This is a genomic window from Pseudoalteromonas sp. AS84 (assembly GCF_038900255.1).
Lineage (GTDB): Bacteria > Pseudomonadota > Gammaproteobacteria > Enterobacterales > Alteromonadaceae > Pseudoalteromonas.
Genome location: NZ_JBBMQY010000021.1, coordinates 58,609 through 70,968, shown reverse-complemented (window position 1 = coordinate 70,968; position 12,360 = coordinate 58,609). Strand labels below are relative to the sequence as shown.

At 38.1% G+C, this 12,360-nt stretch carries 14 protein-coding genes and 1 riboswitch; of the genes, 7 read left to right on the top strand and 7 right to left on the bottom strand.

The window, feature by feature from the left end:
- Positions 1-294: 294 nt before the first annotated feature.
- Positions 295-435: a hypothetical protein gene (locus WNY79_RS17505; protein ID WP_004335040.1), complete on the bottom strand. Its 141-nt coding sequence runs from the start codon at positions 433-435 to the stop codon at positions 295-297.
- Positions 436-744: 309 nt separating this feature from the next.
- On the opposite strand from WNY79_RS17505, the gene WNY79_RS17500 reads away from it, so the two are divergent.
- The gene (locus WNY79_RS17500) at positions 745-1,632 is read left to right on the top strand and encodes a YegS/Rv2252/BmrU family lipid kinase (protein WP_342876495.1); all 888 of its coding nucleotides are present in this window, start codon (positions 745-747) and stop codon (positions 1,630-1,632) included.
- Positions 1,633-1,669: 37 nt separating this feature from the next.
- Here WNY79_RS17500 and WNY79_RS17495 read toward each other — a convergent pair whose 3' ends face one another.
- Positions 1,670-2,599, bottom strand: a complete 930-nt coding sequence (locus WNY79_RS17495) for a DMT family transporter (RefSeq protein WP_342876494.1) — start codon at positions 2,597-2,599, stop codon at positions 1,670-1,672.
- Between the two features lie 102 nt (positions 2,600-2,701).
- On the opposite strand from WNY79_RS17495, the gene WNY79_RS17490 reads away from it, so the two are divergent.
- The gene (locus tag WNY79_RS17490) at positions 2,702-4,144 is read left to right on the top strand and encodes a PLP-dependent aminotransferase family protein (RefSeq protein WP_342876493.1); all 1,443 of its coding nucleotides are present in this window, start codon (positions 2,702-2,704) and stop codon (positions 4,142-4,144) included.
- Between the two features lie 76 nt (positions 4,145-4,220).
- On the opposite strand, the gene WNY79_RS17485 is transcribed toward WNY79_RS17490, so the two are convergent.
- Complete coding sequence (locus tag WNY79_RS17485; RefSeq protein WP_024599686.1) at positions 4,221-5,015, bottom strand: YggN family protein; 795 nt, start codon at positions 5,013-5,015, stop codon at positions 4,221-4,223.
- Positions 5,016-5,403: 388 nt separating this feature from the next.
- Here WNY79_RS17485 and WNY79_RS17480 point away from each other — a divergent pair, with 388 nt between their 5' ends.
- Positions 5,404-5,589, top strand: coding sequence for a hypothetical protein (locus WNY79_RS17480; RefSeq protein WP_007579801.1), 186 nt, complete (start codon positions 5,404-5,406; stop codon positions 5,587-5,589).
- A 118-nt stretch (positions 5,590-5,707) separates the two neighbouring features.
- Here WNY79_RS17480 and WNY79_RS17475 read toward each other — a convergent pair whose 3' ends face one another.
- The 3 genes from WNY79_RS17475 to WNY79_RS17465 all read right to left on the bottom strand — a co-directional run bounded on the left by WNY79_RS17475 (position 5,708) and on the right by WNY79_RS17465 (position 7,278).
- Positions 5,708-6,205: a glutathione peroxidase gene (locus WNY79_RS17475; protein ID WP_170072795.1), complete on the bottom strand. Its 498-nt coding sequence runs from the start codon at positions 6,203-6,205 to the stop codon at positions 5,708-5,710.
- 72 nt (positions 6,206-6,277) lie between these two features.
- The gene (locus WNY79_RS17470) at positions 6,278-6,577 is read right to left on the bottom strand and encodes an AzlD domain-containing protein (protein WP_004335020.1); all 300 of its coding nucleotides are present in this window, start codon (positions 6,575-6,577) and stop codon (positions 6,278-6,280) included.
- The gene (locus tag WNY79_RS17465; RefSeq protein WP_197186251.1) at positions 6,574-7,278 is read right to left on the bottom strand and encodes an AzlC family ABC transporter permease; all 705 of its coding nucleotides are present in this window, start codon (positions 7,276-7,278) and stop codon (positions 6,574-6,576) included. The genes WNY79_RS17470 and WNY79_RS17465 overlap by 4 nt, the downstream gene beginning before the upstream one ends.
- Before the next feature lie 107 nt (positions 7,279-7,385).
- Here WNY79_RS17465 and WNY79_RS17460 point away from each other — a divergent pair, with 107 nt between their 5' ends.
- From WNY79_RS17460 to WNY79_RS17445, 4 genes are all read left to right on the top strand, one after another.
- The gene (locus tag WNY79_RS17460; protein WP_024599689.1) at positions 7,386-8,042 is read left to right on the top strand and encodes a cytochrome b/b6 domain-containing protein; all 657 of its coding nucleotides are present in this window, start codon (positions 7,386-7,388) and stop codon (positions 8,040-8,042) included.
- 88 nt (positions 8,043-8,130) lie between these two features.
- Positions 8,131-8,219, top strand: a riboswitch (cyclic di-GMP riboswitch).
- A gap of 96 nt (positions 8,220-8,315) precedes the next feature.
- Positions 8,316-8,879 carry a hypothetical protein gene (locus WNY79_RS17455; RefSeq protein WP_024599690.1) on the top strand — a complete coding sequence of 188 codons (564 nt, stop codon included), beginning with the start codon at positions 8,316-8,318 and terminating at the stop codon, positions 8,877-8,879.
- Between the two features lie 142 nt (positions 8,880-9,021).
- Positions 9,022-11,097, top strand: coding sequence for a S9 family peptidase (locus tag WNY79_RS17450; RefSeq protein WP_342876492.1), 2,076 nt, complete (start codon positions 9,022-9,024; stop codon positions 11,095-11,097).
- Positions 11,098-11,157: 60 nt separating this feature from the next.
- Positions 11,158-11,556, top strand: a complete 399-nt coding sequence (locus tag WNY79_RS17445; RefSeq protein ID WP_024599692.1) for a hypothetical protein — start codon at positions 11,158-11,160, stop codon at positions 11,554-11,556.
- A gap of 22 nt (positions 11,557-11,578) precedes the next feature.
- Here WNY79_RS17445 and WNY79_RS17440 read toward each other — a convergent pair whose 3' ends face one another.
- The gene (locus WNY79_RS17440) at positions 11,579-12,331 is read right to left on the bottom strand and encodes a LytTR family transcriptional regulator DNA-binding domain-containing protein (protein ID WP_342876491.1); all 753 of its coding nucleotides are present in this window, start codon (positions 12,329-12,331) and stop codon (positions 11,579-11,581) included.
- Positions 12,332-12,360: the final 29 nt, after the last annotated feature.

Here is a 12,360-nt window from a genome sequence, read left to right as displayed (position 1 = left end):
GATTTGAACCCTAGATGGGCTATAAACCCATGCCGGTTTTCAAGACCGGTGCATTCGACCACTCTGCCATCTCTCCGTGACGCAGAATAATACTTAGGTGATACCGCTGTGTAAATAGCAAAATGACTGTTTGCCTAAAAAACGTACGTAAATGAGGTTTTTTTTGTAAATAAGGGGAAATTAAGGCAATTTTTAATAAAATAAATAGGTTGCAGCAAACAAGGGGAGCTAAATAAGTGACTTCATTTAGTGGTTGAGTGTTCGCTGCACCGAAAAATAATCATGGTTGGGTGATTATTTATATTGAGCTGCGCCGCTAAGTGCTAGTCTTTTACCAATAGTGTTAAGTTTAGCTAACATTCTTGCTTTACGGTTAGTTGGTTTAACTGCTACTTGAGCTGCTGCTGTTTGATTTAATGTGTTAATTGGTTTCATTATTTTGCTCCGGGTTGTATATGTTGAAATCGCGTGCATTTTGCACGTTGTTTGATTAAAAAGACAACGATAAAAATTGAGCCTGACGGATTAGTTAAACTAATCCTTGTTTGTTTTATTAACGTGTGGTTCAGTGTTTTTTATTATCGTTTTTGCATAAATAGTTACAATGAAGGCGGCTTTAGTCGCTTTAATACTGATACTTGTGAGTGTTTGTATTTATTTTTATGCATTTTACACAATCTTTTTTGACTAGTTATTCAGATTAAAAAAATTCAATTAAACTCTTTTTATTCGTTCTTAAATGCATTGTTGGAAACAAAAAGCTTGTCGCTACTAATAATTATTAAACCAAGTACAAAAAAACAGAATGAAAAACCACTAATGTGGCTTAAAAGCATCTGTAAAAAACGCAGTTTTTCTTATTGTATGTTTACTACAACGGGAAGCTTTAACGATGACTGCGCTCAAATAAGGTTGCTACTGAGTAAATTTACCAAAGTAGTTGTACTTGGCGGAGACGGTACATTGAGCTTGGCGGTTAATGCGTTAATAGGGAGTAGCTGTACGTTAGCATTATTGCCTTGCGGTACAGGTAATGATTTCTCGAGAGGGTTTAATTGCAAAGAAGATGATTGGCGAAAGGCATTATTTAATACACCGACAGCAATTGATGTAGGAAAAATTAATAGCCGCTATTTTATTAATATTGCAGGGGTAGGGTTTGATGCTCATGTAGTTAAAGCGATTAATGCTAAAGCTAGTTTTTCATCTTTTGATTACAGTTGGACGAGCATTAAAGAGCTATTTTATTATCAAGCTCAGCAGTTACAAGGTACGTTTAATAACGATGCTCAGCAGTATCAAAATTTGATTACCGTATTTGCTAATCATAAGTACTTTGGTGGTGGTCTAGAAATAGCGCCAAAAGCAGATTTAACTGATGGGTTGCTTGAGTGTTATCAAATGCGAACGGGTGGGCTTTTTTATAATGTAATAAGCTTTATGAAGTTATTTTTTAAGCGCCATCAGCATATAAAAAATCTTAACTACAGTCGCTTAAATACAGCTTCTATAAAAACTGAAGGGTTATTGATTGAAGCAGATGGTGAACTGGTAGGTAAAACTCCAGCCGTTATTGGTGTGCATGGGCAGGCTTTACTTTTTCATATGCCAATAAAAAAGCGCCTACAGTAGGGTAGGCGCTTTTGTGTTAGTTGCGTTAATAACGCGTCTAACTGGGGACGGAGCCACTTTTAGCTACTGCTCTATTAGCTAAAAAGGCGTTAATTCGTTTTGTTGGGGTAAGCACAATGGCGTTACCTAATAGCACTAGGCTAAATCCTGCAAAGGTATTTGCGTGCCATTCAAAGCCTTCAAAAAAGCTACTCAGTGTTACTGCCACTAATGGGAATAAAACAATAACGTAGCTGGCTTTTTCAGGGCCTATACTTCTTAGTAGAGCAAAGTAGCAACCAAAAGCGATTACAGTGCCAAATATTGATAGATAAAGTAGTGATAACCAGTAACTTGGTGGAGCATTCAAACTAAATTGCACATCGTTCATTAATACATATAAAGCCAAGCCTATAGCGCTGTATAGCATGCCCCATGCATTGCCTTGCAATACACCAATTTGTTTACGAGAATTACGAACGCTTACCATGTTTCCTAATGAAGCCACAAAGGTGCCACCAAGGGCAAGTAGTAACCCGACCAACGCACCATTACTCAAGTCGAACTGCTGTAACTGTGGCCAAAACAGACACGTAATACCTAATACAGCGAGAAGAGCACCTGTATAAATTCGTTTTGAGATTGGCTTACCAAAAAATAACCGAGTATTGACTATGTTCATAACCAGCAGCATTGAAAAGGCAATAGAGGTCATGGCTGAGGTAAGGTGATTTTGTGCCCAGTAAAGCATTAAATAATTTAATCCAAAATTACAAATAGCTAATAAAACAAAAAAGCCATGATCCAGTAACTTAAATCGCATGTCGGGTTTTTTGTACGCTACATATAACCACATTAAAAGCGCTGCAATAGCAAAGCGATAAAATAACGATAACTCTACCGCAATATCACCTAACTGAAACTCTATGGCTAACCAAGTTGAGCCCCAAATTAAAACGGTTGTAATGTATAGCGCTGCACTTTTCATGGTTAGTCTCCAAAGCCCGATTGAATGGCTATTTTAAGACCTATCTGTATACTTACCATATACAGAAAAGTAAAAATGTAACCTATACAGATTTGGTGTGTGATGATAAGACAAAAAAATAGCCAAGGGCATGAGTTTTTATATCAGCAAGTTATTCAGTTGATTAGAGATATGAGCGCTCAACAAGTTTTACTCCCCGGCGAAAAACTTCCATCACTGCGTAAAATGGCAGATAACTTAAATATAAGTATCCCCACTGTAAAACAGGCTTACCAGTCACTTGAAGATCAAGGGTTGGTAGAGGCGCGTGAAAAATCAGGATATTTTTTAAAAGTCGTTAGCATGGCTCATAATTTACCTAAGCGAGTTAAATTAAGTCGCGAACCTGTTGTGGTAAATAAACAAGCCTTAATAGAGCAGGTGTATAGCGCGATCCATCAAGCTAACGTAGTCCCTTTTGGTATCGCCAACCCAATTGCAGCAGCACCTACCGATAAAGCACTCGCCAGAAACATGCGCCGTGTAATGACAATTGCGGGCAGTAAAGCCATAAATTATGGCCCAACTGATGGGTTTGTACCACTGAAAAAACAATTAGTGCATCGCTATTTAGATTTTGGCATTGGTATTGATATGGACGAGCTTGTGATCACCAATGGTGCGCAAGAGGCTATGGCTATTGCGCTTAAGTGCGTGACAAAGCCAGGCGATGTAGTGGCTATTGAGACTCCTTGTTATCACGGAATTATAGAGCTAATAGAAAGCTTGGGACTTAAAGCGCTCGAAATACCACTGTGTCCAGATAATGGCATTTGGTTAAGCGATTTGGAGCGAGCTTTAAATGAGCATGACATAAAAGCGTGTTTATTCTCGACAGCAATTAGCAACCCTGTAGGCAGCTTTATGCCAGATACAAACAGGCAGCAGCTGGTGGAGTTACTCGAAAGCCACGACGTAGTGCTTATTGAAGATGACGTATACGGCGATTTATATTTTACGGCGAAACGAGGCACACCTGCTTTAGCGTATTCTAAAAAAGGATTAGTGATCAGTTGCTCATCTTTTTCTAAAACGGCTGCGCCGAGCTATCGTGTAGGTTGGTTAGTTGCCGGTAAATTTGCAACGCAAGCGCGGCGATATAAACGAGCACTAAGTTGCTCCGCTTCGTTAATAAATCAATGGGCGTTATCAGAATTTATTGCCAGCGGCGAGTACGACCGTAACTTAAAGGTACTCAGGCAGCGCCTGCGCGATAACAAAGAGCGTATGCGATGGTGTTTACAACACGCTATGCCAAAAAATACACGTATAAGCGATCCAAAAGGAGGCTGCGTTATGTGGCTAGATTTAGGAAGCGAGTACGATAGTCAAAAATTATTTTTACTTGCTCTTGAGGTTGGTATTAGTATTACCCCTGGGCTTATTTTTTCAGCCTCCAATAAATATAAAAGCTGTATAAGGCTAAGTTACGGTGTGCAGTGGGGTGAGCAAATAGAACAAGCGATTGTCACGCTAGGTAAACTTACTTTATTAGCTAAAAAGTAAGTTTGGGAAACACAAAAAAGCAGCATTTAAGTAAACTTAAGTGCTGCCAAAGGGATGTTAAATAACGTTTGCTGTACTAATTTTGTTTAAAGCTAAATAACTGGTAACCTTTAAGCTCTGGCACTTGCATTACTAATTGCTCTTCTTGTTTTGCAATATCAGCAAAGTTTTCACATAAAGAGTTAGCTCTCTCTTCAAGTGCGCTTGCATGTAGCTCTACTTTTTCTTCTATTTGTGCACCCATATTTTCCATGCGTTGTTCAAAGGCATCCATATCGCCGCCTGAACCAAGTAACTCAGAACCTAAAGCCACTAAAATACTGCCCATTGATTGCATTACTGCTGATTCAACCGCTGTTTCTATCTGCTGCTCAAATTGTTGTTCAAAGTTTTCGCCAAATTGATTAAAACTTTGTTGGCCCATTACAAATGTACCTTGCTGGTAAAATGTGTTTTCTACCTCAATTTTAATGTCGTCCATAAGCTCAGACATATTATCAAGACCGTCAATATTAAATGCATTGCCTACTTCTTCTAATGCCACACCGGCAATTTTAACCCCCTCTAACGCTATATTAGCTACTTCAGGTAATTGAGTGCGTAAGCTGTCAGAGTACTTATTCAGTGCTTCGCGTTGTGAGCTATTAAGCGCTACAAGCTCGCCATTAACGGTTAAGTCACCATGGGAATTAAATTGCATAGTTTTATTATTGGCGGTAAAAATTTCTAATTCGTTTGGCTTAATACGTACATCGTTTTTAAATTCGACGTTACATTCATCGTTACTAAATGAAATTGCAGAATCGTTGTCGTTATGAGCCATAGCGGCTGGCGTACAAATTAATGCGCTAACTAATAGTAATTTTTTCATGTTTGTTCTCTACTTTTTGTTGATGACGATTAATTAATAACAAGTTTGATGCCAGTTTTATTTTTTCATAAAAAACAATTGATTAAGTGATTCTCTTTATTTTTTAGCAAGTCAAAATAATTAATAAATAACTATTTTTTAGTCAAATTGGCTAACTAATAAAAATTAATAAATTTTATTTATCGATACGATAAAAAACTCTCACTTTCCTCAATTCAAATTTAGCGCTATTTATTCACATTACTGACATGAAGACTATTTACAGTAGTCACGTGGCTTTATTTTGATGTTAATTTGCAGAGCACTTTGGCATTAAACATTTTTAATTTTACCGGCTATTGCGATAATAATATCCTTGGTTGGTCTCAAACACTTTATGGAGTGGGTTGTGGGTAAGACATTTAGTTACGATGCGCTAGATGACGATTTTGTTGAAGACGAGTACGAAATGCTCGGACGTAATCAACACGATAAGAACAAGCAAAAGGTTAAGAAGAAGTTGGAAGACTACCTTGAGCAAAAACGCTTGCGTAAAAATCTAGGCGAAGACGATTTAAGCGATTACACCGATTAAATTTCACTAGTATAAATAAAATACCAATTAATATTGAGAGTTTAAATGTGCAGTAATGTGTATGTTTAAGTTTCAATAGTATTGGCAATAAAGAGGCCTTGCGCCTCTTTATTACTTTTTAAAGGGTACTTTTAGCCTGTGCTAATGCTTTTTGAATTGTAAGCTCTAGCTTTTCGGGCTTAGTAAAAGGTGCATAGCGTTTAATTGGTGTACCATCTGCGGCAATTAAAAATTTAGTAAAATTCCATTTTATTTTACGTGTTAAAAAACCAGGTAAGGCTGATTTTAAGTGGCGAAATACCGGGTGTGCGTGCTTACCATTTACATCTACTTTGGCCGCCATTAAAAAACTAACCCCGTAGTTAATTAAACATCCTTGCTCAATTTGTGTTGCGTTGCCGGGTTCTTGTTTACCAAATTGATTGCACGGAAATCCCAGAATAACTAAACCTTGGCTGGCATACTTATTGTGTAAAGCTTGCAGAGACTCGTATTGATAGGTAAACCCACATTTACTTGCGGTATTAACAAGAAGCACAACCCTACCTTCAAAATCATTAAAGTTGATAGGTTGACCCTGCAAGCTTGTTGCGCTTAATTGATGAAATTCGTGCATATTGGTGTCTTTTTATTGTTGTTAGCCGCATTTTAACCTGAGTGCAGTATTCCATAAAGTATAAAGATCGCACTAATTTAAAATTAGAAATAGCCCCATACCAGCAAGCGTTGTGTAATAAATATTATGTGTTTTGTAGGCAACAATAATGGCAACTATCGCGGCGCTCAAATAAGGATTTTGCCAGTTTAAGTTAATGCCATCTTCATTCAAAAACACGATAGGCACCCAAATTGCTGTAAGCACTGCCGGTGCACTAAAGCTTAAAAATTGCTGCATTTTAGGGCCTACTTTAAACGGTAAAGCACGGTGCAAAAATAAATAACGCGTAAAAAATGTAATGCACGCCATGAGTAAAATAGTCGTCATCATGGCGTTACTTCCTTTTTAGTGGTTAGTCTTGCTGTGCTGTAACCTGCTGCCATTGCCAGTAGCGCTGAGCAAACAAGCCATAACTCAAATCCTGTGCTTTTTAAAAGCGTTGCGCTAATGCCTGCTACAACTACCGTAACGAGTGAAGCTAGGTTTTTAATTCCCGGAATAACCAACGCTATAAACGTGGCAGCAATGGCAAAGTCGAGCCCTAAATTAGTTAAGTCGGGCAGCATTGTGCCTGCTACAATGCCAATAAACGTCCAAATATTCCATGCAATATAAAAGCTAAAACCAGCGCTCAATGCGTATATTAAACGTGTTTTTGTTCTATATGCTTTTCTATGGTGAGAAAATGCAAATAGCTCATCGGTTAATACAAAGCTTACTGGTAAGCGCCAACGCATAGGCTGATCAATGACCTTATGACGCACGGCTAAACCGTATAAAAAGTGCCGAGAGCTAATAATAAATGTTGTGAATAAAATTGTAAGCAATGGTGTGTTGCCCGCTATAAGTTCAATTGCAACAAGCTGTGCAGAGCCTGCAAAGACTAATAACGACATTGCTTGGGTTTCTAGTGCACTAAAGCCATTTTGAATCGCTAAAGAACCACATAAAATACCCCAAGGAATAACCGCTAAACACAGTGGTAGCATATCTAAAAAGCCTTTTAAAATAGCTTTTTTAACTGGTTGCATGATATTTACTCGCACGGCTTGTAGAATGGCTCATAAGGATACCTTAATATTATGATGTTAAAGTAGTTAACGAATTAGATAATACTGTTTTTTTAAGGATAGGCGCAATGACGACGTTAAAAGTGTGGGATGGGTTTATTAGATGCTTTCATTGGTTTTTGGTTGTAAGTATTGCGGTGCTTTATTTTAGTATTGAAGAGGGCATGATTGAGCTTCATTTTGTTGCTGGGTTCTTTACTTTAGCACTCATCGTAACGCGTTTAATATGGGGCATTATCGGAAGTAAAACCGCGAGATTAAGTGGGTTGCTGCACTCTCCTCGTGCTATTTTAAAGGCACTAAAGACACCAAGTGACTCGCTAGGCCATTCAGCACCTGGCAGCTGTATGGTAATGGTATTTTTTATAATTATAATTACGCAGCTTATTACCGGGTTAATGAGTAGTGATGGCATTTTAACTGACGGCCCGCTTGCTCAATATGTGTCTAGCGATACGATTGATTTTGCAAATTGGCTACATGAGCTGAATTTTGACATTTTACTTTATGCTATTGGTTTACATGTATTAGCTATTATTGTTTATAGAATAAAAGGTAAGCCGCTAGTTAAGGCGATGATCACAGGCTCAAAAGAGTTAAAAGCAGATGACTCTGAGGCTAAAGTAACAAAAGCGTCTTGGCCTGCATGGCTAATATTTATATCTTTATTGGTATTGCTGATATTTACGTGGGCGAAAGAACCTTTAGCTTATTTATTTAGTTAAAAACACATTAAACCAACCTTAAAGGATTGGTTTTTGTTTTTGGTTACATTCTTTTGTTTGATTGTTATGCGGGGCCGAATTATAATCGCCGCATTGCTGGCAAACTAATCGAAAGATTAGGGCGCAAAGTTTCCGGTCTAAGGCTTTTTATAAAGCTATGGTAGCGGGACTACTGCATAACGTGTTGTTATGTATCACTTGCCCTCAGTGTATTTTTTGTGTATCCATAGTGTATGGATAAGATTTTGTAACTCTTAAGGTGTTGCCGTGTTTATGCATACGTCGTTGGCCTGTGGAAAGTGGTCAACAATAGGTTGCTTAAATCATCATACCCAATTGTTTATTGGCGATGTGGTGAGTGTAACCTTTTACGACATGCAAGGAGAGCTAGTTAGTTTATCATTTGATTACAAAATCACCTCGCTTGAGCAAGGTGAACCTCACGCATGGCCACGCTTAGTTGCCGAGCATATTAACGTGCATGTTCCTCTGGTTAGCGCAGGTAAAATGACCGAGCAAGGCTTAATTGTAGCCTATAGAAATAATGAAATTTTTGCATTGCAAAGCAGTGGTATATGTAAAGCGCATGTCGATTTTCATTGTATTGCAAAATGCGACGAGCGTGTTGTTAATAACCTTGATTCTTATGATTACGTGTACCCTGAAAATTGTGAAAACTATAATGCGGGTACAAAGGTATTGCAGCCAAAAACAGGGCATGTTTATCAATGTAGGCCTTGGCCATTTAATGAGTTTTGCCGCGCGAGTGACGATAAAAAGTTTATGTTCGAGCCCGGTGTTGGACAAAGTTGGGCTATGGCTTGGCAGCAAATATAAGGTTGTTAGTGAATTATCTTCCCAAAGGTATAGCGGTTTTAATAATGAAGCGTTTACCGTTTTAGCCCATCCAACTATTGGATGGGCTTTTTTATTTTTATGATAAACTGCAAATCACATTATTTTTTTAATTGGTTTTGTTGTGTCTCGTCCTGACTACTCTTTAAGTTTATTACCTAATTTCCCGATTGCTAAACAGCAAGCCCATACATTAAGTACTCATAATAAAATACGCACTGATAATTACTATTGGATGCGTGATGACGATCGTCAGGATGAGCAAGTACTTGCACATTTACATGCTGAAAATGCATATTGCGATGAACAGTTAGCTGCAATGAAGCCACTCCAAAATACACTTTTTGAAGAGTTAAAAGCACGCATTGTAAAAGACGATAACTCGGTACCCGTTAAAGACGGAAAATACTGGTATCACTCAGAAGTTCGTGGTGATGATGAGTACTCACGCCACTATAGAAGCACGAGTATAAAGGCTAATAATAAAGAGCTTTTACTCGATGTAAATATATTAGCTGAGGGATTTGAGTTTTTTGAACTAGGAGAAGTCGCACTAAGCCCATGTGAGCAGCTTATGGCTTACTCCGAAGATACTGAAGGGCGTCGTATTTATAATGTTCGCTTTAAAAGCTTAGCGACCGGTGAAATGCTACCTGATGTACTTGAAAATACAGAAGGGCAAGTTGTTTGGGCTAACGACAATAAAACTGTTTTTTATGTAAAAAAAGATTTAAAAACGCTACTAGGATACCAAGTATTTAGGCATGAGCTTGGCAGCGAGCAAAGCCAAGACGTAATGGTTTATGAAGAGCAAGACAGCAGCTTTTTTATGGGACTTGGTAAAAGCCGCGACGAAGGCTTAATTATTATTGATTTAGCATCGACAGAGACCAACGATACATGGGTGCTGGATGCTAATAAGCCCACTGGCGAATTTAAAGCATTAATGCCGCGTGAAGATGGCCATGAGTTTGACGTAGATAAGCTAGGTGACACATTTTATATTGTGACTAACTGGCAAGCTAAAAACTTTAGACTAATGACGGCAACAAACGAAACGATTGCTGATAAAACACAATGGCTTGAGCATACAGTTCACAGAGAAAATGTACTGCTTGAAGGTGTAGAGTTATTTAATGACTTTTTAGTATTAAGTGAACGCGAGCAAGGGCAAGCTCGATTTGTAGTTGTTAATAAGCAAGGGGAGCGTATGGCACTTGAGTTTGCCGATCCTTGTTATTATGCAGCAATAGCAATGAACCCAGAGCCAGACACTCGCACTGCGCGTATTTATTACTCGAGCTTAACAACACCGGGCTCTTTATATGATGTTGATTTAGCAACGGGCGAAAAAACATTACTTAAACAGCAAAAAGTACTCGGTAGTTTTAATGCTGATGACTATCAGTCGGAGCGGTTAATGATAACTGCACGCGACGGAGTTGAAGTACCTGTATCTGTTGTTTATCGAAAAGACAGCTTTAAAAAAGAGGGTACAAATCCGTTATTTCAATACGGCTATGGCGCCTATGGTTATACGATTGATCCTAGTTTTTCAAGCTCATCACTGAGCTTGCTCGATCGTGGTTTTGTTTATGTAATAGCGCATGTCCGAGGCTCTGAAATGCTAGGCCGCGAATGGTATGAGCAAGGTAAAAAAGAGCATAAACAAAATAGCTTTAGTGACTTTATTGATGTGACAAAAGCGCTTGTTGATCAAGGTTATTGTGATAGCAATAAGGTGTTTGCCTCAGGCGGCAGTGCTGGTGGCTTATTAATGGGGGCGGTTGTAAACCAGGCACCAGAGTTATATTGCGGTGTTGGCTGTCATGTACCATTTTTAGACGTATTAACCACAATGCTTGATGAGAGTATTCCACTCACAACAAATGAATACGATGAATGGGGTAATCCAAATGAGCCTCAGTTTTATGATGTAATTGAAGCTTACTCGCCTTATGACAATATTAGCGCACAAAACTATCCGAACATACTCGTTACTACCGGTCTTCATGACTCACAAGTACAGTATTGGGAGCCTATGAAGTGGGTTGCAAAAATGCGTGAACTTAAAACAGACAGTAACATTTTAGTCTTTAAAACGGATATGGATGCAGGTCATGGCGGTGCATCAGGTCGTTTTAAAAGCTTAGAAGAAAAAGCCCTCGAAATGGCCTTTTTTATTGCGCTGTTAAATTAACTGCAAAATCGGAAAATTGTATTACTCTATATATAGAAGTTGATATATAGAAGGTAATTTATGTTTGGAGCACATGGCGAATTTCAGATTTGTTCACAGCCCCCTCATATGTATTTGAAGTTGAAGGGGAGCTTTAACAATGAAGGTATAACATCGTTAACTAATGGTGTTATTCAAGAATTGAGCTTTCATCCTAAAAATACAATTAAGTTTGTGGTTGTTAACTTAAAAGAGTTTGAACTGTTAACTTTAGATAGTCTTGATTCGTTAGAGGCCTATTTTGCGGGTGTAAAAGAGCGTGGCTATCAACGTGTTGACTATATAAACATTAATATCATAGCTAAAGATATGTTTGAAAAGGTATGGAAAAATAGCGATGTAGAAGTTAATTTTTATAAAGATACCGAAAGCTATTTATTAGTGCATCCAAGTGATAGTTATATAAAACAGAACTGGTAATTAATATGAGTATTATAAACCGCTACTGAAGAGGGCTTATAATACTCTCTAAACACCCTTTATAGCGCCTTGAAAGGTTTAAGCACATGTCGTTTTTAAGTCTTACTTTATAATCGCCACTGTCGGTAGGCATCAGTTCGCAGATAGCTTGTTTTCTTACCAGCGTCGAGCGATGAATACGAATAAACCCTTCTGGCTCTAGCTGCTGTTCAATATTTTTCATGGTTTCGCGGTGTAATACCGGTGTACTACCTTTGGTAAAATGCAGCTCTACATAATTGCCCGCACCATTAATCCAAATAATATCTTTTATATCAATTAGCCTTACCTTACCTACATCTTTAACTACAATATGTGATGATGGTTTTTCGGTTTGTGTGCTCTGTTGATATTGGCGCTCAGCCGCGCTTGCAATCGGGCAAAGGTGAATTAGTTTATCAAAGCATTTATCAATACGCGGTGCTGTAGAATCTACTATTAAAAAATCAACAGCGCCAACTTCAAAAGCAAAACTCGCAAAATGACCCGACTGGGCAATAATGACTAACTTAAGCTTTTTAGCGAGCTCTGTTAAATGCACTATTTGCATAGGATCAGCCAGATTGGTTAGTTCGTAAAAAAGTACGTTGTATTGATCTGTATCTATTTGATCTAATCTGTTTGCCTGAATAAAAGATTGAGATTCAAAGTGTCGGTGCTCTTGCACGCGCTTTGTTAAAAATGTTGCAAACTTAGTGTTACTAACAAAAGTTAATGCATGAAAAGAAGCGACCATTATTTTATATCTCTTGCTGTATATAGTAA

What these genes read in the sequence shown, in the direction of transcription:
- WNY79_RS17445 (WP_024599692.1), top strand. Translation starts at nt 11,158, where the DNA reads ATGTTTGGAGCACATGGCGAATTTCAGATTTGTTCACAGCCCCCTCAT.
- WNY79_RS17460 (WP_024599689.1), top strand. Translation starts at nt 7,386, where the DNA reads ATGACGACGTTAAAAGTGTGGGATGGGTTTATTAGATGCTTTCATTGG.
- WNY79_RS17465 (WP_197186251.1), bottom strand. Translation starts at nt 7,278, where the DNA reads ATGCAACCAGTTAAAAAAGCTATTTTAAAAGGCTTTTTAGATATGCTA.
- WNY79_RS17495 (WP_342876494.1), bottom strand. Translation starts at nt 2,599, where the DNA reads ATGAAAAGTGCAGCGCTATACATTACAACCGTTTTAATTTGGGGCTCA.
- WNY79_RS17505 (WP_004335040.1), bottom strand. Translation starts at nt 435, where the DNA reads ATGAAACCAATTAACACATTAAATCAAACAGCAGCAGCTCAAGTAGCA.
- WNY79_RS17440 (WP_342876491.1), bottom strand. Translation starts at nt 12,331, where the DNA reads ATGGTCGCTTCTTTTCATGCATTAACTTTTGTTAGTAACACTAAGTTT.
- WNY79_RS17485 (WP_024599686.1), bottom strand. Translation starts at nt 5,015, where the DNA reads ATGAAAAAATTACTATTAGTTAGCGCATTAATTTGTACGCCAGCCGCT.
- WNY79_RS17475 (WP_170072795.1), bottom strand. Translation starts at nt 6,205, where the DNA reads ATGCACGAATTTCATCAATTAAGCGCAACAAGCTTGCAGGGTCAACCT.
- WNY79_RS17470 (WP_004335020.1), bottom strand. Translation starts at nt 6,577, where the DNA reads ATGATGACGACTATTTTACTCATGGCGTGCATTACATTTTTTACGCGT.
- WNY79_RS17455 (WP_024599690.1), top strand. Translation starts at nt 8,316, where the DNA reads ATGCATACGTCGTTGGCCTGTGGAAAGTGGTCAACAATAGGTTGCTTA.
- WNY79_RS17490 (WP_342876493.1), top strand. Translation starts at nt 2,702, where the DNA reads ATGATAAGACAAAAAAATAGCCAAGGGCATGAGTTTTTATATCAGCAA.